We start from the raw sequence: 19,483 nt of genomic DNA on the forward strand, positions 1-19,483 counted from the left end.
TCTAATATTGAGTTAATTAACGATTACGGGATGTGCGCAACACTTCGGGAAGCACCCTAATACGGCGCATCACGTTGGCTAAATGGATCCTGTCTTTCACCGAAATACGCAGGTTAATCAGATACACGCGGCCATCGCGTTCCTCTGTACTCAGGTTATGGATGTTCGAACCTTCGGCGGCAATAATCGAGGTGATCTTGGCCAGTGCGCCTTGGTGATTAACAATTTCCACCCGCAGATTGGCTTGATACTCGACCCCATCAACATTATCCCATTGTACGGGAATATACTTATCTGGCTCACCTTGGTAACCACGGATGTTGGCGCAGTTTTCCATATGCACCACTAAGCCTTTGCCTGGGCTGACGTGGGCGATAACCGCATCACCAGGGATGGGGCGACAGCAGTTGGCAAAGGTGACTAGCATGCCTTCGGCGCCACGGATTGGCATCAAGTGGGCATCGCGGCTCTCTTGATTTTCAAGGTTATCGCCAATCAAACGTTGGGCGATTACTATGCTCATGGCATTGCCAAGGCCAATATCGGCTAAGAGTGAATTCAAATTGGCATGCTTAGTATCACGGACGACTTTTTCAATCTGTTCCGCAGGAATACTGTCGAGCTTGGTTTTACCCAGTGCATGATTCAGCAGACGACGACCGAGGGCGATCGCATCATCACCCTTAAGGCTCTTCAGCACTTGGCGAATTTTCGCGCGGGCTTTACCGGTGACCACAAAGTTAAGCCAGGCAGCATTGGGACGTGCGCCTTTAGCGGTAATAATTTCAACGGTTTGGCCGGAGATTAATGGCTGACTCAGCGGGTAAGCTTGACGGTTAACGCGGGCACCGACGCAGGTATTACCCACATCTGTATGCACTTCATAGGCAAAATCGACGGCGGTGGCATTAACCGGTAATTCTAAAATGCGACCTTCTGGGGTGAACACATAAATCTCTTCGGGGAAGAGCTCGGTCTTCACGTTTTCAACGAATTCGAAGGAGGTGCTGGCGCTCTGTTGTAATTCCAACAAGCTTTGCATCCACTTACGGGCACGGACTTGGGTCGTCGTGCCTTGGCCCGTTTGCGCCCCACCTTTGTAGGCCCAGTGTGCAGCCACCCCTTTGTCGGCCATCTGATCCATATCTTCGGTACGAATTTGGATCTCAACGGGCACGCCGTGTGGACCAAACAAAGAGGTATGGAGTGACTGATAGCCGTTGGCTTTAGGGATAGCGATATAATCTTTAAAGCGACCGGGGCGAGGCTTGTAAAGGCCATGCATGGCGCCGAGAACGCGGTAGCAAGTGTCGATGGAATCGACTATCACCCTGAAGGCGTAGATATCCATCACTTCTTGGAATTGCAGCTCTTTACTCTGCATCTTGTTATAGATGGAGTAGAGGTTTTTCTCGCGGCCTTTGACTTTACCGGGAATACCCGCATCGTTTAAGCGCGTATACACAGCGGCTTCGATGCCTTGGATCAATTCTTTGCGATTGCCACGGGCGGCTTTAACCACTTCTTTAAGTACCCGATAGCGCATCGGATAATAGGCTTGGAAACCTAAGTCTTCTAACTCGGTTTTGATATTGTGGATACCAAGGCGGTTAGCGATAGGGGCGTAGATTTCTAAGGTTTCGCGGGCGATACGACGACGTTTGTCGGGACGTAGCGCGCCTAAGGTACGCATATTGTGGGTGCGATCGGCAAGCTTGATGAGGATAACGCGGATATCCTGCGTCATCGCCATCATCATTTTGCGAAAGTTTTCCGCTTGCGCTTCTTTCTTGTCGCGAAATTTAAGCTTATCGAGTTTCGACACGCCTTCGACTAATTCTGCCACTGACTCACCGAATAATTCGGCTAAGTCATCCTTAGTGACATGGGTGTCTTCGATCGTATCGTGTAACAGTGCTGCCATCAGCGTCTCATGGTCGAGACGCATTTCGGCCAGGATGCGGGCAACCGCAACCGGATGAGTAATATAAGGTTCGCCGCTAGTGCGCATCTGCCCTTCATGGGCATCACGCGCAACTTGGTACGCCTGCTTGAGCAATTCTACCTGTTCAGGTTCTAAGTAACCGGAAGCAGACTCCTTTAGACCTTCAAACAGATACAAGTGGCAGCTCTCCTTTTACCTAAACAGGTTTTACTCGATAACGCTTATAGTGAACGACCTTCAGCAATCGCTGCAACCGCTGCAATTTCAGCGGCTTCACGTTCACGCACGGTTTGACGCTCATCGGCATCTAAGGTGTGAGCGTTAACTAAACCTAGTTCGATTTCACGCAGGGCGATAACCGTGGGTTTGTCGTTCATCTCTTCAACCATAGGGTCTTTACCCTGCACGGCGATTTGGCGAGCACGACGCGCCGCAACCAGGATCATATCAAAACGGTTGCCGATTTGTTCTACGGCGTCTTCTACAGTTACGCGAGCCATGTGTTGAAACTCCAGTTTATCTAGGGAAAAAATGACGCAAAATTGTACACTAAGGCAGTTAGCCTGCCAACAGATCGTTAAGCATATCATTTTGCGCGTGGATCTGACTAGCTCCCGTTAAGCGTTGACTGCGAATGATGGCACGCAGATCGGCGAGGGCTGTGTCAAAATCGTCGTTGACGATAATAAAATCATATTCTTTAAAGTGTGACATTTCAGAAACCGCCTGCGCCATACGGCTGGCGATCACGTCTTGGCTATCTTGGCCGCGACCGGTCAGGCGGCGTTCTAACTCTGCCTTTGATGGCGGCAGAATAAATACCCCAACGGCCTCTGGCATCACAGCTTTGACTTGCTTTGCACCTTGCCAGTCGATATCGAGGAATACATCGATACCTTGGGTGAGGGTATGCTCAATCACATGGCGTGAGGTGCCATAGTAATTGCCGAACACTTCGGCCCATTCAAAAAAGGCATTTTCAGCAATCAGTGCTTTAAATTGTTCAACATTAACAAAGTGATAGTGTTGTCCATCGACTTCGCCTGGGCGCGGAGCTCGGGTGGTATGTGATACCGAAACCTGCATATCGGCGGGCTTATCTTTAAGCAGTGCCGAGATCAGCGAGGATTTACCAGCACCACTGGGTGCCGACACAATAAATAAATTTCCGCGTGCGGTCATGAGCTAAATATCCAGTTTGTTAACGCAAGAAGGGCCCAGAAAGCCGAGCATTATACCGATTTTGACCTTAAAAACGCTAGGGCTTGTTGCCCGGCAATTGCGGTCTATTTACTATTTCATGGGCATTTTTGCCTGACTAAGGTCGTAGACACTGACAATTGCGGCTAAATTCGTTACGCTCGTGTCCATACGACGACTGATAGTCGTATTTGCGCTTGGATTATTCAACTATAAAGGAAGGGTCGTGCTGTTAAAATCTCTTTTCTGCCTTCATGGGCGTGATTCCCGTCCCCGTTTTGCCGCTATTAGTGTGGGCGTTTATGTCTGCATTTCCCTTGCTGTTGCAGGGTTTGGGGCGAATTTCTTAATGTATTTATTGGCGCTATTAGGTTTGCCCCTACTGGTATTAACTAGCCTGCGCCGTTTAATGGATGCCAATAAGCCTAAGTTTTTAGCGGCGTTATTAGTATTACCGCTTCCTGTATATCTTGCGCTGTTAATTGTTGGGGCGCCGCCTTTCATTGCGGTATTGGGTTTAGTGTTAGCCGCTGGGGCAACCTTTTGGGGCACGCGTTTACCCTCGCCAACCATAGTGGATTATCGTTTTGGCTATTACGGCCCAGCATTAGATTCACCCACATCGCAGGCGATACCCCGTCGCCGGGTAGAACCTGTGCTAGCCCCTAAAACCGCTGCGACGGTGCCAACCTCTGCCCAAGCCGAGCCTACGGGCGCGCCCACATTGGCAGCGGTGGATTTGGAGGCGCTGCGCCAAGATGAATTGCGTTTCGATGAATTAACCAGAATGACCCAAAATCCGGCGGATTTTGTGGCGCAGGATGCCATTATTGAGGCTCAGGCAGATTTTCGTCCCGCACATCAAGGCCGCGTGGAACAAACACATATTGAAGTGATTGATGTGGATCTCGCGCAGGTGGATTTACAGCACGGCAATTCACGGCAGGCTTCTTTAGATCCCGCCGAACTCAATGATGAGCCCGTGTGGCGTTTTGATCCTGATGATGAGCACCATAGTGCTAGCCAGGCCGAAGATGCAGAAGAAATGCGCCGTCGCCGCGCCGAGGACAAAGATTCGGGCTCTATGACGGAGTTACTCCGTGGTTTAATCGAGTTTCTTTCGCCCTATCGCCGTTACTTAGTGTTGCCTAAGTTTCCTATGCCGAACCGCCGTTATTGGCGTCCTGCGGCAATAGGTTTAGGTGGACTGATGTTGGTGGCTTTAGTGTGGGGACTATGGCCAAGTAGTGATCAACAGGCGCAGGAACAAGTGGTCAGTGCGATACCTGCGGCCCCTATCGCAAGCGATAGAGTGACATTGGAGATGCCCGATGGTTTTTCCGTCGCCTTAGAAGGTGATGTGTTGATCATGCGCTGGTTGGGTGAGCAGGGCAAAGCGCAAAATATTTGGTCATTAGCCACGGCGCAGGGGGATAAGACCTGCCGCGCCTTAGTGTTTAATAATGGCACTGAGTATCGCCCTATGACGGTTGATTTGCAGGCGGATTCAGCAACTGAAGCGCGGTTTTCACCGCTGGATAGCGCAGGTATCATAGTTGACCTTGCCCGCCGCGGCAGCATTGGCCTATGTGGTTACAAGTTTAGCTTAAAGGGTAGCCAAGCGATTTTGGAACAAAATCGTACATTTGCTGATTATTTAGCCCAATAATGGCGCCGATACTCTAGTCACAATCGGAGGGGTAGATTACACTTTTGCTCCTCTTTTTCTCAAACCGTACTTTAGGTTGTTTAGGTCGCTGTGGTTTGGGGAAACACCTTTAAATTTGAACTGAATATATCAATCCAACATGAATACTGAATTGACCTTAGTCATTATGGCGGCAGGGCTAGGCAGCCGTTTTGGCGGCGACAAGCAATTAGCTGCCCTCGGCCCCGCGGGTGAGCCCATGTTGGTGTTATCGATACAGTCGGCGATCCGCAGTGGATTTAAGCGTGCGGTATTAGTGATCCGTCCTGAGTTAGAAACTGAATTAACTGGGATATTGACGCGGTTTTTGCCCGCCGATTTTGAATATCATTTTTGCTATCAAAACATCACTGATTTGCCCGAGGCAGTGCAGTTGCCGGATTATAGTCACAGGCTTAAACCTTGGGGCACGGCCCATGCGCTATGGTGTGCCCGCGATTGGGTAAAAGGTCCTATGGCGGTGATCAATGCCGATGATTTTTATGGTGATAGCGCTTTTGTCTCGTTAGCCAAAGGCTTAACCGCCAGACCCAATCATTGGATGATGGTGGCTTATCCTATTGAGCTGACATTATCTGAACATGGCGGGGTCAATCGTGGATTGTGCCAAGTTGAGCAGGGGCAACTGCGCTCGGTGGCCGAATGGTTAAATATTCAAGCGCAGGATAATGGCTTTGTCGGCGAAGGCCCTTGGGGATTGGCAAAACTTCCGCCACAGTCTTTGGTGTCAATGACGTGCTGGGGCTTCTCCCCAAGTATTTTTGATGTTATTAAACAGGAATTAACGGCATTTATAGGCCAGCAGGGCAAACTGCCTAAATCTGAATGTTACTTGCCCGCCATAGTCCAGGCGGGGATTGATCAAGGTTTGCCTGTATATGTCGATGTTGCCTCTGAGCCTTGGCTTGGCGTGACTTATCCGCAGGACACTGTCTGGGTAAAACAAAAATTAACGGAGTTATTGAGTGATTAAACTCATCAGGCAGTCAGTGTTGCCTCATTTTGGAATTGAAGCCACAGAGGCAAAAATCTCAGCGTTAGGTAATGGTCATATTAACGACACCTTATTAGTGCGTTGGCCTGCTGGCGAATTAGTGCTGCAACGTATTAATACCCAAGTGTTTAAGACGCCACAGGCACTCGTCAGCAATGCCGATAAAATTAGCCATCATTTATGCGCTAAGTCATTGCAGCAGCAATACGGGCTTAAAGTCGTCAGCCCTTGTCTAACCCAAGAGGGTGAATTAGCCATTGATTTAGGCGAGCAGGGTTTTTGGCGTGCGATTAGTTATTTACCCCATAGCTTAAGCATTGAGGTGGTTAAATCCGCAGAGCAGGCGGAAATGGCGGCCAAGGCCTTTGGGCATTTTGCCTCGGCCTTGAGTGATTTTGATGCGACAGAGCTTGAAGATGTGATCCCCCAGTTTCACCATTTGCCTGGGCGTATGGCCTTGCTAAAACAGGCCGCTGAACTCGATAGTCAACATCGCTTAGCGCTCTGTCGTCATTGGGTCGATTATGCGTTATCCCAGCAGGCTTTGCTGGATGAGTTAGCGGAAATCTCCCCTAAACTACCGCTGCGAATTTGCCATAACGACACCAAAATCAACAATATGCTCTTCGATAAGCGCGATATGTCCAGCATGGCGATTATCGATTTAGATACTTGCATGAAGGGTCATCTGATGTATGACTTTGGCGATATGGTGCGCACTTTCTGCTCGCCTGAGGAAGAAGACTCTACGGCCTTGGATAAAGTCCAAGTGCGCCAAGATATTTTCGCCGCGATTTGCCGTGGCTATTTGAGCGAGTTGGGTGACGTCTTAACGGAAGACGAAAAACGCAGTTTATGGCTCGGCGCGCGGGTGATTTGCCTGATGATAGGTGTACGTTTTTTAACGGATTATTTGAATGGTGATGTGTATTTCCATATCCACCGTGAAGGCCATAATCTAGACCGCGCGGCCAATCAGTTTACTCTGTACCAAAGCTTGCTCGATCAAGAGGTTGAACTTAAAGCCAATTTTTAACTAGCGCTGGGTGATATCAGCGCGTGAATATAGGTGTTTTGGTATGGACTCCACTGCGACACCAGCAGCATCAACTTATTCGCGGCGTAGCGAACGCAATTTGTGGTTAAGATGTACCCTGCGCCGCTCGCAACAGGAGGCCGTTGCCTCGTCTATGATGACGGCAACCAGCGATAACTTTTTCAATGCCTATGCCATTTTTCTCGGTGCCAGCCTAGCGCAAATGGGTTTTGTCACTGGATTACCACAGCTTTTTGGCGCACTCTCCCAACTCTTATCCGTTTGGCTCGCGAGCCATTTCTCCCGCCGTACTTTTATTGTGTTTTGCGCGACCTTTCAAGCCGGTATTGTGTTGGCTATGGGTGCGCTAGCCGCGTTCGCCCCTGAACAGGCTGTATGGATCTTTATTGCTTTAGCCGTTGGTTACCATGGATTTATCAATTTAATTCAACCCCATTGGCGGGCGTGGATGGGTTCTATCGTGCCCGAACGCCGCCGCGGTGCGTTTTTTGCCGCACGCACGCGACTCACCATGGGCGCATCCTTAAGCGTGTTTTTTGTTGGTGGCGGCATTCTGACCTTTACCGATTCGATGCAGATGGCGTGGCTGGGCTTTACCTTGTTGTTTTCAATTGCCGCCATGGGGCGTTTTGTGTCGGCTTGGTTATTGCTGCAGATGCACGATCCCGATCCCCGCGAGCCGAAACAGCGCGGGGTATTTGTCCAGACCTTGGGCAATTTTCGCGGCGCATGGAAGGATAAAACCTTTCGCCAATATAGTTTATTTGTCGCCAGCATGCAGGCAATGGTCGCCATCTCGGCACCGTTTTTTGCCGTATATATGTTGGAAGATTTAAAATTTACTTACTTTGAGTTTGTATTAGCCAGTGTGGCATCGATAGCGACGCAGTTTGTGACTCTGAAGTTTTGGGGCAGATTTAGTGATCAATTCGGTAATCGTTTGGTGATGATTATCACCAGTTGTATGATCCCAAGCTTGCCGTTGTTATGGCTATTCTCCGATAACTATTTGTATATCTTAGCTATCCAAGCTTTCTCTGGCCTAGCATGGAGCGGCTTTACCTTAAGTACCGCCAATTACCTTTACGATATTCGTCCCTTTCGCAGTGACTTTGCTACTTACGCCGCCCTACAGGCCGCACTTAGCGCGGGATTGGTGTTTGTGGGGGCGATGGTTGGCGGCACAATTGCCACCCATGCGGCGGAATTTTTAGTCTGGTCAGGCTGGAATAGTTGGCTCAGTAGCCCGATTTTTGTGGTGTTTTTGGTTTCGACCATATTGCGTGCATTCGTGACATTATGGTTTATTCCGCGTGCGGTGGAGCCTAAGGTGCGGCCAAGGCCGCAGTTGCTCCAGCTTATCTTCCGTATCCGCGGTTTTAATGCGATCTCCGGCGTGAGCCTTGACTGGTTGACTGTGGTAAAACGCCGGAAAAATAATGAGTAATTTAGATTTTAGATTTTAGGTTCTAGGAAGAGCGTAGCGCCCTTGATTTTTAAGCCGTCATCCTCGCGAATGTGGGGATCCAGCTCTGTGTATTTAAACTCTAGGCTCTATTCCCTAGCTCCTAGCCCCTAAATCTTATAATCAAAGAACTTACGCTTGTCTGGCCCAGAGGCATTGGCGCTGATCTTATTCGGGTGTTTATATTCATCCCAACTGGCCACATTGCGGCCGACATTGAGCTTAGGAAAGTTCTGCTGATTTTCGGTAGCGGCTAGGCCCATAAAAGCCAATAGCTGACCGAGAGCACCTTGCTGGCTAACATCGATACTCAAGAAGTTATTTCGCCTAGCAAAGTAGTTAACTACCTCTGTTTTATGGCGTTGATAACAATCGATAAGATGTTGTTCATCCTGTGGATTCTCGACTACACCTACGCCAAAGGTATGGCGAAAGCTGCGCTTCATAATAGGATGAAAACGGCCTGTCTTATCATCCAAATGTGGCAACATCCGGCCCAGCAGCATCTGCATCGACGACACCCAAGAGTCTAACTCGCGGTCAAGATAAACAAACTTGGCTCCGGGAAATAATCCATCCAATTGCTTGAAATCACTAAAACAAGGCGCATCGGAAATCGCATCTGCCTGCATAAAAGCGGCTTTGGTAAAGGCCATATGCGCCACTTTTAAGCCTTGTTCCAATAGCGCCACGCTCACGCTCGTCGTCCCAGTGCGGGGCAAGCCGATAAAAATAACCTTCTGTTTATGCTCGGCAATCACCGACTCATGCTTAATTGCATTTGGCTTGATTTCATTTGGTTTAGTTGAATCGCACTGTAGCTGATTGAGCCGCACATCTGCACGATAGTTATGCCCTTGAGAATCGGTAAGGGTGGCAATAGTTGCGTTATCAGGCATGGATTGGGCTCAGCATTCTTGTCAGCGTGGTCGCGATTGGTGTGTAAATTGGGTTTTAACATTAGCGTTTTTTCAACGTTGGCAGTATATCGCAGTGAGTAGGTTTTGGCAGCGCAAAGCAGCTGTTGCGTCGGTATTGCTTTGTAGAGGCAATCAACAGTATAAATCCTTTTATGCTAGAAGCATTTGGGCTAGGAGAGGCGATTGCCGATATTATTTGCCTCATTGTGTGAGGCGAATAGGTTTGTTAATCGACTCATTTTGTGAGGCAAATAAGTGAACCTTAATCAAAAGCTAAAGTAATCAATTGGATGTTAGATGGCGATTTTGAATTAGGGATTAATAGTAGCCAGTATCAAAAGGTCGCTAAGGTGAGTCGCGCCACCGCCACCCGTCATCTTGCGCAAATGGTCGAGCAAGGCTTTTTAGTAAAAGCTGTCCCGTCCTGAAATACGTTGACATAAAGAGGACTTCTTTATGACAACATCAATTAACTCAAGCCGTAAGCGCACACAACGAGATTACACCTTAGCCTTTAAATTAGGCGTTGTAGAGCGTGTTGAAAAAGGCGAAATGACGTACAAACAAGCCCAAGGCCGTTTTGGTATTCAAGGCCGTTCAACCGTACTCGTTTGGCTTCGAAAACATGGTAGACTCGATTGGTCGAAACCTTTTCAGCATCCCCTTATGCCTAAGTCAAAAGAAACCCCTGCCGAAACGATCAAGCGCCTTGAACGTGAGTTAGCAGAAGAGAAACTGCGCAACCAAATCCTCAATGGCATGGTTGATATCATGGACAATGAATATGGAGCTGGCCTCAAAAAAAAGTACTTATCCGGTACGTCTGGCAAGCAAAAGGCAACGGAGAAATAAACCTCGCAGCCGCATGTCGTGCTGCGGGTATGTCGAGGCAAGGTATTTATCAGGCAGTTGCTCGAATGGAACGTCGTAGAGCTGAGCTATCGGTCATCAAAGACTGGGTCCAGTACTGGCGTAAATATATGCCAAGGTTAGGGGCCCGTAAGCTCTACTCGTTGATAAAATCCAAGCTGGTTGAACACGATATTAAACTCGGGCGAGATGGGTTCTTTACCTATTTGAGAAGTGAAGGTTTGCTGGTTAAACCGAAGAAAAGCTACACAAAAACCACGTTCAGCAAACACTGGATGAAGAAGCATTCTAATCTGCTGAAAGAGGAAGGACTACATGATGCAGGGCATGTACTGGTCAGCGATATCACCTATCTTGAGTCAGACCAAGGTGTGCACTACCTGTCACTGGTCACCGATGCGAGTTCTCGTAAGATAGTCGGTCATCACGTGAGTAAAGACATGAAAGCCGAGAGTGTGGTGAAAGCGTTAAAAATGGCCATAAAAGATAAACGCTATATTGGCAACGCGGTGCATCACTCAGACAGAGGCTTACAATACTGCTCAGCAGTTTATCAGAATGCGCTTCAGGCGAGCCAAATCCAGCCGTCAATGACGGATGGTTATGATTGCTACCAAAATGCATTAGCAGAAAGAGTGAATGGCATACTGAAGCAGGAGTTTTTACTGCACCGATGTAGGACATTTGCGGAGCTGAAGATACTTGTTAGAGAATCGATAGCAATATACAACGATATGAGACCGCATCTGAGTTTGAATATGGCAACCCCTAATCAGGTGCACAATAGAAAAGGCCAGCTACTGGAGCTGGCCTAAAAACTGTCAACCTATCTTAGGACGGGACAAGCCGACGCCGGCGGCCGCAGTACCAGATACTTATTGCCGAGTGGGAAATCGGTTGTTGCAATGAGCTTAATTCGCTAAATAAATGGCTAAGCAACCTCAAGTTGTTGAAGTTAGCCGTTTGAGATTGCTTGGCGACGGATCATTTAGCTTAATAAGTGTTTCTTAACGACATGCTCAGTGTAATACAGCGGAAAAACGAGATGTTTTTGCTCAAGGGCCGACGAACCTTGAGTTCCTGTCAACTTGATCGTTTTATGTGGATTGCATTTCTCTATATATGACTGTAGCGATTTAGCTCTTGTGCGTTTGCCACTTTTTACTTCGACAGGGATGATATCCCCTTCATTCGTTGCCAAAATAAATTCGATTTCGGCGCGGGCGTCGTTCCATGAATAACTTGGGTTAATACCAATGGCAGAGAGTTCTTGCTGCACAAAGTTTTCTGCTACATATCCTTTGTATTCATAGTTTTGTTGCTTGATCTCTTTATAACTGCTACCCAGCATATGATTGAGTAGGCCCACATCAAACATAAACAGTTTGATCATATTTTCTTTTTTATAGGCCGCCAGAGGCGATTTCGGCAACCCTTCAATAGGATAGTTCGGCAAGGCTAAGCGGCAACAGTTAAGCCAATGAATTGCGGTTTCAAAATCGCTATAACGAGATTTACGCTCATGCACGTGTTTAAATTTAAAGCGTTTAACGGATTCATCGCTCACAAGTGATAGCTGTGCTGGAATGCTATTGAACACCGATTCAATCAGTGTGGCATCGACCTTGCCAGCGTATTTACCAAAATCCCGGCGGTAACCTTCAACTAAATCGGCATGAATTTTAGATACCTTTTCAACACGCTCTAAAATGCTTGATTCTTTAAACTGATACCAAGCAGAAACCGCTTCCGGCATACCTCCTGTAAAAAAGTAGTCTGTTAGTTTCTCCATCAATTTAGTGTGTACTGCCGCTGTGCTTGCCTTGGCTTCAAAGACTTTGATCAGCGCTTGTTCGTTTGATGCGTAAATAAATTCTTGGAAGGTCAGTGGTCGTAAATTGTATTGCTCTACCTTGCCAACGGGAAAGGTGTTGAGCAAACCAATGTTCGAGCCGCTGGCCGCGACAAAATAGGAAGGTGCTTTTTCAGCAAAATACTTGAGTGAGGTAACGGCACGTTCACATTCGCCAATTTCATCTAAGATCAGCAGATCGGTTTCTGGGTTGAACATCTGGTTAGTCAACAGCTCAATGTTCATTAATAGCTCGTCAGGAGACAATGAGCCATCGAACGCTTGTTTGTAAGCTGGGTTTTCAAGAAAGTCGATACGAAGGACGTTGACAAATGTATTACCAAACAACTCTTGCAGCAGATACGTTTTACCCGTTTGCCTAGCACCATCGATCAATAATGGCTTACGCATAGGTTGGTTTTTCCATGCAATTAAGGCGTTGAGTAAGGTGCGCTGCATTGTCTTTCCTGCCTATTAAGATCGTTAACAGGTTTATACTATAACCTATACAACACTTTTTCGCGCATAAAAGTGTTATTTTTTTCATTTTTATGCGCGTAAAAATGTATTTGACACCCGCTTGATGATGGTAATGGGCGAATTACGCGTTTATTGACCGATTTAGCTTTGGCGCTATGTCGGTCAGTATTCTTGCCCGTCGCCAAGCCTACTATGACATTTTAGAGTCTACCCAAAGGGGCAATGTCGATATTACTCCTTGGTTAGTCTGGTTTTTTGAAACCCTCAATGATTGCTTACTCAATGCGATGACAGATGTGAACAGGACCCTGCGGAAAACGCAGTATTGGCAAAGTGTTGACCAATCTTTATTGAGTCAAAAGCAAGCCCAAGTGCTCAATCGGATGTTAGATGGCGATTTTGAACTAGGGATGAATAGTAGCCAGTATCAAAAGGTCGCTAAGGTGAGTCGCGCCACCACCACCCGTCATCTTACGCAAATGGTCGAACAAGGCTTTTTAGTGAAAGCCGACGCCGGCGGCCGAAGTACGAGGTACTTATTGCCGAGTGGGAAGTAGTGAGTGCTTAGATTTAAGGCTCAACAGTTGCCACAAAATGGTATCGCCCGCAGGCACGCCGTAAACTCTTCCATGAGGGCTCCACCGCGCCATCCATGGCGCAGAGGGCCTGCTTATCGATACCATTTTCCGCTATGCAGCCCTCGTATCGCGTCAACTTCAGTGTAAGCCTTGAATGGGGGCAAATTAGCAGTTGAACAAGCGCATACTCACAATTGATATATACGCTTCTTTTAATTAAATATCAGTATGTTATATTTCATCAAGCTTATTGAGTAAGGATTGGTGACGAATAATGGAAATTCAGATTGGTGATGTACTGAGATATAAAAAGCCAGCATGTGGAGAAAACATGTATGAAGATGGCTACCTTAATTTCCATTTTCTAACCAAATCAATCGAAGCCAACAATCTGCAGCTTGAAAAGGGAATAAACCCTAGTGCCAAGATTAAAACCAGCTTGGGTCAACTCGTCCGCCCGGCAATACTCATTTCCAGTAGTCCAAATAAGAAAGGTTCAATAGAAACACCCTGGGAAGATTTTTATGACGTTGATAACGGTCATATCCGCTACTTTGGTGACAATAAAGAACCTGGTAAAGATCCTGCTACTGCACCAGGTAACAAAGCGCTACTCGAAGCTTTTCGATTAGCGCATTCACACAATGTGGACGAGAGATTATTTACTCCACCTATCTTGTTTTTTAAGCGGGCGATAGTTAATGGAGTAGCTAAAGGCTATCCGCAATTTTATGGATTGGGGATCATTAACAGTGTTGAATTAGTGACCCTGTGGGGCAATAAATTAGCTCGAACTTTTACTAATTATGCGTTTGATTTTACCGTGCTTTGTATCGCTGCAGAGCATGAAAAGTTCGAATGGGACTGGATAAATAACCGCCGTAAAAAAGCTTTCTCGCTAGCGATTACCAATCAAACAGCGCCTAAAAGTTGGCGGCAATGGCTAAATGAAGGCAGTAATGCCCTTAATAAGCTGCGTCGTCGGGTTTCTAAACTGAGTTTAGAAAAAACGGTGAATCAAAAGCCTATTCCGGGTTCTGAGTCAGACAAAATTTTAAATCAAATTTATGATTACTACGCTAACAAGAAGCATAGATTTGAGGCGCTCGCTGAGGTGATTGCAGAGCGTGTAATAGATAGGGACCTTGGCATTTATCAAAAAGGCTGGGTGACTCAAGGCTCGGGTGACGGTGGTGCCGATTTTATCGGTAAGGTGACTTTGGGTAGTGGATTCTCCAAAGTGGAGTTGATTGTGTTAGGTCAGGCGAAATGTGAGTCACTCAATATGCCAACGGGTGGTAATCACATTGCTCGTACAGTGGCACGTTTGAAGCGTGGTTGGCTCGGAGTGTATGTAACCACCAGTTATTTTTCTGACTCGGTTCAACGTGAAGTGATTGAAGACAAATATCCAATTATTTTGATCCATGGACGAAGGCTTGCAGAGGAAGTCGCTAAGTTAGTATATGAAAGTGAAGCGTATTCGAATGTTGTAGAGTTTTTAATCGCGATGGATACAGTGTATCCATCGCGATTAAAGCAAAGGCAAGCTGAAGAGATATTAAATATCTAGGTTGCTATAAAGGGGATATGGAATCTAAAATCGCCAACTTCTCCATCAAAAACTCAATCAATACCGTCACCTTAGTCGGCAAATGTTTTCGCTGTGGATACACGGCGTAAATGCCATGTTCGGGTAGCGGATAGTCCGTGAGTAACGCTTGTAAACGCCCGGTTTGCAGATCGGGCTCAGCAATAAAGCGCGGTAGGTTGGCGATGCCGAGGCCATCGAGACAAGCCTGATGGATGGCGTCACTATTATTGACCTGATAGTTGCCCTTAGGCTGGATACGCTGCGTCCCTTCTGGACTGTGGAAGGTCCATTCCACACCATCTTGAAAATATGAGTAAAACAAACAGTTATGTTGGCTAAGTTGCTGCGGCGTTTGTGGCGCAACGTGGCGAGTAAGATACTCGGGTGAGGCGCAAATGACGCTTAAACAAGGTGCCAACTTGCGGGCGATAAGGCTGGAGTCGGGTAGTTCGCCGATACGAATGGCTAAATCTAAGCCACCTGAGATTAAATCTGTAGTCTTATCATCCATCTGCATTTGTAGCTGGATATCTGGGTAACGCCTTAAAAATTCAGCTATTAATGGTGCAATATATAAGCGACCAAATACCATAGGCACCGAAATCCGCAGATTGCCTCTAGGCGTTTGCTGTAGTTCGGAGATGGCATCTAATCCTTCTTGGGTAAGCTGCACCGCAGGGCGAACATACTCGAAATAACGCGCCCCCGCGTCTGTTAGACTCAAGCTGCGCGTAGTGCGTTGTAATAGTTGAATCCCTAAATGCTGTTCTAGCAGAGTGATGCGTTTGCTGATGGCCGATTTGCTTAGCCCGAGTTTTTGCCCCGCAGCGGAAAAACTGCCACATTCGACCACAGTGACAAAAATCGGCAGAGCTGAAAAATGTTCCATGTGTGCTCCATTATTTTTAAGCTAGATGGCTGAATTACCATTAGATTTTTATCAACCTTCGATTTAACTCTCTGAGTGATTGAGAGGATTGAAGGTGTTTACTGTTGAGTTATACTCAACGATAGGTTGCATTAGTACGGTATTATCAATCATAGACAAAGACTGTAGACTATTTTGCAACAAAAAATATGCCCCACTAAGAGAATGTGGTCGCGGGTTTTGTAAGTTCGTTACCCCATTTGAATGATGCTCCTGCTTTATCTCGGGCTTAGTTAATCGGGTACGGCGTAGCGGTTTTCAATGCTGCGACTGTTTTGTTTTTTTAGATTTTTACTGATTAATCAGTACATTTTATCTGTCGTTAGGAGTGTTATCTTGTCCTCAAGCCAAGCTAATTTCATGGCCGCACCTTATACTTGGGTGCTTTTCGATGCTGACGAAACCTTATTTTATTTCGATGCCTTTGCAGGGCTTAAACTGATGTTCGCCGGTTTTGGGGTCGATTTTACTCAAGCCGATTTTGATGAATATCAGTTAGTTAACAAACCACTTTGGGTCGATTATCAAGATGGCAAGATAACTGCCGCCGAATTGCAAATTACACGTTTCGAAGCGTGGGCGGCCAAATTAGCGGTATCAGCAATGACGCTTAATAGTGCCTTTTTAGCGGCTATGGCCGAAATTTGTTCTCCTCTACCCGGTGCCCGTGAGTTATTAGCCGCGCTGCAGGGTAAGGCCAAATTAGGTATCATTACTAACGGTTTTACCGAGCTACAAACCGTGCGCTTAGAGCGTACAGGCTTGCAGCATCATTTTGATATTTTAGTGATTTCAGAAAAAGTGGGTATGGCAAAACCCGATGTGGGCATTTTTGAACATGCCTTTGAATTGATGGGGCATCCTGAGCGTGAAACTGTGCTTATGGTCGGCGATAACCCCCATTCCGATATTCAAGGCGGCATCAATGCGGGGATTCATACCTGCTGGTATAACGTCCACGGCCACGATGTGCCCGCGGGGATCGCGCCTCACTATCAAGTGCGCTCCCATCAAGAACTGCATAGCTTGTTGCTTGGGGTGTAAACGGCATCATTTACAAATAGCAGCTCTATCAATCTGTTAGCGCTTCACGGATCTTTCGGGCTTTTTCCTTACCTATGCCTTCGACTCGGATTAATGCCTCTTCGGGAGCGGTGAAAACGGCCTCGATATTTTTGAAGTGGTACAGCAGCCTGCTGGCAAGCTTGGGTCCGACCTCGGGAAGGCTCTGCAAGATAAACAGTTGCTGGTTTTTCTTGCGTTTGGGCTTACGTCCCGTGAGGGTTAATTCATTTTCTCTGCGATTTAACTGAGTGGCGCAAAAATACAGTATTTTGGCGGTTTCAGTTTGCGATAAACTGCGAAGTATTGGGATATGAAAATTGATTGAAATGGAGCACAGCGCGCCGATAAGCGCCTCTCTGCGGATCTGATAACCTGCGATATCTTGAGTACAGCCTTCAATGAGCAGAGCGCTATGACTTGGGCTCGCTGCTAATCTGGCAACCTGTGAAAATAGGCGCCCATTACATAGAGATTGCACAAGATCGGGCAAGGTTTTGCGTTCAATCAGCCAATCATTGAGTTGATAATCACCCAATTTTAGGCGTTTTTTGATGAGCGAGAGATCTTCGTGCAGTGACAGCTCATCGAGGATGGTTTCTGCATGTTCTCTATCGTCATAAAAGAGGGGGATTATATCTGCAGCCAATTTTATTGACCTCAGCCGAGTGACACATTCAGGATTGTTTATGAGTGTAGTCAGCTGAGCCGCAAGTACCAAAGTTGTCTTCAGCTTTGTGAATCCTCAGTTTAAGATGAAGTGCGTCAGTTCGACCTGTCGCCATAATGCAGAACGAGAAAATCAACGTGAGCTAGCCATGAGTGAATATCAGTATTATCGATTCGAATGTGTTAACAGTAGCTTATCGCTTTGATTTAGTTTTTTAATTCGCATAGCTATGGCGCTGTGAGCAAGTGTTACGTTTTGCTTCATTAATTAGGCATAGAATACTATGCATTAGGTAGTTACTGTTTAGCTAAACATTGACCCTATCAGTCGAGGAATAACATGTATTTTCAAGTCGTGATCTTAGCTTTATTGGCGCTATTGCCAATGGTTAATCCCCCCACCACTGCGACGCTATTGCTCGGACTTAGCAAGGGAATGTCGCGGGAGCATGTGCGCCAACAGGTGAATTTAGCCGCTATTTATCTATTCTGTACCCTGTGCATTTGCTTTTTTATTGGCTCTTCAATCTTGGAGTTATTTGGCATTTCGATTCCGGGCTTACGTTTAGCGGGCGGGCTGATTATTGGTTTTATTGGTTTTAGGATGCTGTTCCCTGCGCCAACACAAGCTAATAATATTGATATTAATCAGAATATTGCCTTTGTTCCGCTGACTATGCCCAGTATGTGTGGTCCTGGGACTATGGCATTAGTGATTAGTGGCGCGGCTCAAATTGCCGAACTGCCGGAGGAATATAGCCGTTTTACTATTTATAGCGGTATGGTGACGGCTTTTGCTTTAATGAGCCTGATCAGTTGGGGCGTACTTAAGTTGGCGGATCCCGTTTGTAAAGTCCTCGGCGCTACGGGGATTGATGCTATGACGCGGATCATGGGTTTTCTACTTGTTTGTATGGGAATGCAATTTTGTATTAATGGCATAAAAGAAGTCGCACAGGATCCCGCTTTCCATACTCAGTCCCAGCAGGTAACGCTAGCTACGGAGGGCTAGCATCCAGAGTCAACACTTGCCCTCAAATACTCGAATGTGCAAGCGTTGGGCTAAATCACACCCACCAATTAGCCTAAAACTTGGGTAAAAAGTGCATTAGATTTGAGTTAACCCAAATAAAAACCCTGATAAATCAGGGTTTTTATTTATTAGATTGCAGTTAAACGCCACAACACACTATTCAACGTTTTGGATCTGAATGTTTTTATTTTCAATAAAACCATTATTTAACAATAGCTAGTGTGCTTTGTTTCTTGGTAATTCGCATTGATACCCACCGATATACCCACCAGTTGAAAATGGCTAGGGTGAATTCCTAGATTAGCCGTTTGGGAATGAAATAAGCCAAATTACTGTTGATCCTTAGCTTTTTGTATCATCAACTTTATTTGCATTTAGTTTGCTGAGTTTTTCCGTTAGCTGTCGGTATTTTTTTTGTTCATCTTTACTGAAAAGGCTAGATGTTCTTTCAATGAGATCAAGTAACTCGTTGCAGTAGCTGATTAAATTATTAACATCATTAGATAATATATCAATCTGCTGATCTTTTTCTTCATTACTTTTCTGGAACATAAGATAACTATCAATTGGTGGTGTTTTTAGCGCTTGTTTGGCGGCTTTTGCTGCATCCCTTTTTTCCTTTTCGATGCTTTTTGCGATCTCTTTTTGAGCTATTAAATTTTGGAAGTTTTTATCAATCAGACTTTCTAGGACTTGATTCTGTGGCAAGTTCGCATCGACCGCCAATTTTCTGAGTGTAGAGTGATGCTGCGTAGAAATTGGGTAGGTAATTGATACTTTACCATTTTTCTTGTTTTCATGTCTCTGAATTACACTCCGCCATGCATCCTTCATATTGCGGACCAATAATAGCTCATTGCCATATTGCTGTTTATACAGCGCAAGTCCACTTTCGAACGAGGCTCTATCAGGTGATTTGTATACTCCCGAGGCTGGATCAACTGTATAGGAAAGTACAATTTTCTTTTCTAAAAAGTAACCCTCAGCCCACCTCACCATATCCAGGGCGGGATCATACTTTGTTAACAGTAGGGAACTTCTTCGTATCTGCATGATCTGATCGGGCATGTTATTCTACTGAGCCTAATCCATGTCCTTATTTGAACACTTGAAACTCATCGAAGACCC

16 protein-coding genes and 2 pseudogenes are annotated in these 19,483 nt (G+C 46.3%); 10 read left to right on the plus strand and 8 right to left on the minus strand.

Translation table 11 applies throughout. The features are described 5' to 3' along the window. Window positions 1-16 precede the first annotated feature (16 nt). Genes spoT through gmk form a run of 3 tightly spaced genes read right to left on the minus strand, consistent with a single transcriptional unit; the run spans window position 17 to window position 3,127 of the window. Complete coding sequence (gene spoT, locus MJO46_RS14570; protein WP_253989926.1) at window positions 17-2,122, minus strand: bifunctional GTP diphosphokinase/guanosine-3',5'-bis pyrophosphate 3'-pyrophosphohydrolase; 2,106 nt, start codon at window positions 2,120-2,122, stop codon at window positions 17-19. A gap of 44 nt (window positions 2,123-2,166) precedes the next feature. After that, on the minus strand, window positions 2,167-2,445 hold the full coding sequence (rpoZ, locus tag MJO46_RS14575; protein ID WP_007651394.1) for a DNA-directed RNA polymerase subunit omega: 279 nt from the start codon (window positions 2,443-2,445) through the stop codon (window positions 2,167-2,169). Between the two features lie 58 nt (window positions 2,446-2,503). Continuing rightward, complete coding sequence (gene gmk, locus MJO46_RS14580) at window positions 2,504-3,127, minus strand: guanylate kinase (protein ID WP_198782018.1); 624 nt, start codon at window positions 3,125-3,127, stop codon at window positions 2,504-2,506. A gap of 244 nt (window positions 3,128-3,371) precedes the next feature. Here gmk and MJO46_RS14585 point away from each other — a divergent pair, with 244 nt between their 5' ends. The 4 genes from MJO46_RS14585 (at window position 3,372) to MJO46_RS14600 (ending at window position 8,351) form a co-directional block, all read left to right on the plus strand. Then, entirely contained in the window at window positions 3,372-4,814 is a 1,443-nt protein-coding gene (locus tag MJO46_RS14585) for a hypothetical protein (RefSeq protein WP_253989927.1), read from the plus strand. Window positions 4,815-4,953: 139 nt separating this feature from the next. Further along, complete coding sequence (locus MJO46_RS14590) at window positions 4,954-5,826, plus strand: NTP transferase domain-containing protein (protein ID WP_253989928.1); 873 nt, start codon at window positions 4,954-4,956, stop codon at window positions 5,824-5,826. Continuing rightward, window positions 5,819-6,883 (plus strand): aminoglycoside phosphotransferase family protein, encoded by a 1,065-nt coding sequence (locus tag MJO46_RS14595; RefSeq protein WP_253989929.1) that lies wholly within the window; start codon window positions 5,819-5,821, stop codon window positions 6,881-6,883. The genes MJO46_RS14590 and MJO46_RS14595 overlap by 8 nt, the downstream gene beginning before the upstream one ends. A gap of 43 nt (window positions 6,884-6,926) precedes the next feature. Beyond that, window positions 6,927-8,351: an MFS transporter gene (locus MJO46_RS14600; protein ID WP_253989930.1), complete on the plus strand. Its 1,425-nt coding sequence runs from the start codon at window positions 6,927-6,929 to the stop codon at window positions 8,349-8,351. 128 nt (window positions 8,352-8,479) lie between these two features. On the opposite strand, the gene MJO46_RS14605 is transcribed toward MJO46_RS14600, so the two are convergent. Next, window positions 8,480-9,268: a sulfotransferase family protein gene (locus MJO46_RS14605; RefSeq protein WP_253989931.1), complete on the minus strand. Its 789-nt coding sequence runs from the start codon at window positions 9,266-9,268 to the stop codon at window positions 8,480-8,482. A gap of 290 nt (window positions 9,269-9,558) precedes the next feature. Between MJO46_RS14605 and MJO46_RS14610 the strand changes: the two are divergent. Beyond that, a pseudogene (locus tag MJO46_RS14610) lies at window positions 9,559-9,717 on the plus strand (DUF4172 domain-containing protein); the annotation flags it as partial. A gap of 28 nt (window positions 9,718-9,745) precedes the next feature. Then, window positions 9,746-10,974 (plus strand): IS3 family transposase gene (locus MJO46_RS14615; protein WP_253987867.1). Its coding sequence is split into 2 segments (ribosomal slippage): window positions 9,746-10,088 and window positions 10,088-10,974, totalling 1,230 coding nucleotides; the frame shifts between segments, so codons are not numbered across the junction. A gap of 173 nt (window positions 10,975-11,147) precedes the next feature. Here the strand turns inward: MJO46_RS14615 and MJO46_RS14620 are convergent. Then, a complete protein-coding gene (locus tag MJO46_RS14620; protein WP_253989932.1) occupies window positions 11,148-12,470 on the minus strand; it encodes an ATP-binding protein in 1,323 nt (440 codons plus the stop codon). Between the two features lie 114 nt (window positions 12,471-12,584). Here MJO46_RS14620 and MJO46_RS14625 point away from each other — a divergent pair. Both MJO46_RS14625 and MJO46_RS14630 read left to right on the plus strand, forming a co-directional pair. After that, window positions 12,585-13,048, plus strand: a pseudogene (locus MJO46_RS14625) (Fic family protein); the annotation flags it as partial. A 295-nt stretch (window positions 13,049-13,343) separates the two neighbouring features. Continuing rightward, window positions 13,344-14,642, plus strand: coding sequence for a restriction endonuclease (locus tag MJO46_RS14630; protein ID WP_253989933.1), 1,299 nt, complete (start codon window positions 13,344-13,346; stop codon window positions 14,640-14,642). Window positions 14,643-14,646: 4 nt separating this feature from the next. Here MJO46_RS14630 and MJO46_RS14635 read toward each other — a convergent pair whose 3' ends face one another. Further along, a complete protein-coding gene (locus MJO46_RS14635) occupies window positions 14,647-15,552 on the minus strand; it encodes a LysR family transcriptional regulator (RefSeq protein ID WP_253989934.1) in 906 nt (301 codons plus the stop codon). A 399-nt stretch (window positions 15,553-15,951) separates the two neighbouring features. On the opposite strand from MJO46_RS14635, the gene yjjG reads away from it, so the two are divergent. After that, window positions 15,952-16,635, plus strand: a complete 684-nt coding sequence (gene yjjG, locus MJO46_RS14640) for a pyrimidine 5'-nucleotidase (protein WP_253989942.1) — start codon at window positions 15,952-15,954, stop codon at window positions 16,633-16,635. A gap of 28 nt (window positions 16,636-16,663) precedes the next feature. Here the strand turns inward: yjjG and MJO46_RS14645 are convergent, their stop codons facing one another. Next, complete coding sequence (locus MJO46_RS14645) at window positions 16,664-17,302, minus strand: ERCC4 domain-containing protein (protein WP_253989935.1); 639 nt, start codon at window positions 17,300-17,302, stop codon at window positions 16,664-16,666. A gap of 360 nt (window positions 17,303-17,662) precedes the next feature. Here MJO46_RS14645 and MJO46_RS14650 point away from each other — a divergent pair, with 360 nt between their 5' ends. Further along, window positions 17,663-18,334, plus strand: a complete 672-nt coding sequence (locus tag MJO46_RS14650; protein WP_253989936.1) for a MarC family NAAT transporter — start codon at window positions 17,663-17,665, stop codon at window positions 18,332-18,334. Window positions 18,335-18,697: 363 nt separating this feature from the next. Here MJO46_RS14650 and MJO46_RS14655 read toward each other — a convergent pair whose 3' ends face one another. Further along, on the minus strand, window positions 18,698-19,423 hold the full coding sequence (locus MJO46_RS14655) for a hypothetical protein (RefSeq protein WP_253989937.1): 726 nt from the start codon (window positions 19,421-19,423) through the stop codon (window positions 18,698-18,700). Window positions 19,424-19,483 lie beyond the last annotated feature (60 nt).

This window comes from Shewanella sp. KJ2020 (genome assembly GCF_024197625.1).
In the GTDB taxonomy this organism is placed as follows: Bacteria; Pseudomonadota; Gammaproteobacteria; order Enterobacterales; family Shewanellaceae; genus Shewanella.

What these genes read in the sequence shown, in the direction of transcription:
- MJO46_RS14630 (WP_253989933.1), top strand. Translation starts at nt 13,344, where the DNA reads ATGGAAATTCAGATTGGTGATGTACTGAGATATAAAAAGCCAGCATGT.
- rpoZ (WP_007651394.1), bottom strand. Translation starts at nt 2,445, where the DNA reads ATGGCTCGCGTAACTGTAGAAGACGCCGTAGAACAAATCGGCAACCGT.
- MJO46_RS14655 (WP_253989937.1), bottom strand. Translation starts at nt 19,423, where the DNA reads ATGCCCGATCAGATCATGCAGATACGAAGAAGTTCCCTACTGTTAACA.
- MJO46_RS14650 (WP_253989936.1), top strand. Translation starts at nt 17,663, where the DNA reads ATGTATTTTCAAGTCGTGATCTTAGCTTTATTGGCGCTATTGCCAATG.
- MJO46_RS14600 (WP_253989930.1), top strand. Translation starts at nt 6,927, where the DNA reads ATGGACTCCACTGCGACACCAGCAGCATCAACTTATTCGCGGCGTAGC.
- MJO46_RS14620 (WP_253989932.1), bottom strand. Translation starts at nt 12,470, where the DNA reads ATGCAGCGCACCTTACTCAACGCCTTAATTGCATGGAAAAACCAACCT.
- yjjG (WP_253989942.1), top strand. Translation starts at nt 15,952, where the DNA reads ATGGCCGCACCTTATACTTGGGTGCTTTTCGATGCTGACGAAACCTTA.
- MJO46_RS14605 (WP_253989931.1), bottom strand. Translation starts at nt 9,268, where the DNA reads ATGCCTGATAACGCAACTATTGCCACCCTTACCGATTCTCAAGGGCAT.
- MJO46_RS14590 (WP_253989928.1), top strand. Translation starts at nt 4,954, where the DNA reads ATGAATACTGAATTGACCTTAGTCATTATGGCGGCAGGGCTAGGCAGC.
- gmk (WP_198782018.1), bottom strand. Translation starts at nt 3,127, where the DNA reads ATGACCGCACGCGGAAATTTATTTATTGTGTCGGCACCCAGTGGTGCT.
- MJO46_RS14635 (WP_253989934.1), bottom strand. Translation starts at nt 15,552, where the DNA reads ATGGAACATTTTTCAGCTCTGCCGATTTTTGTCACTGTGGTCGAATGT.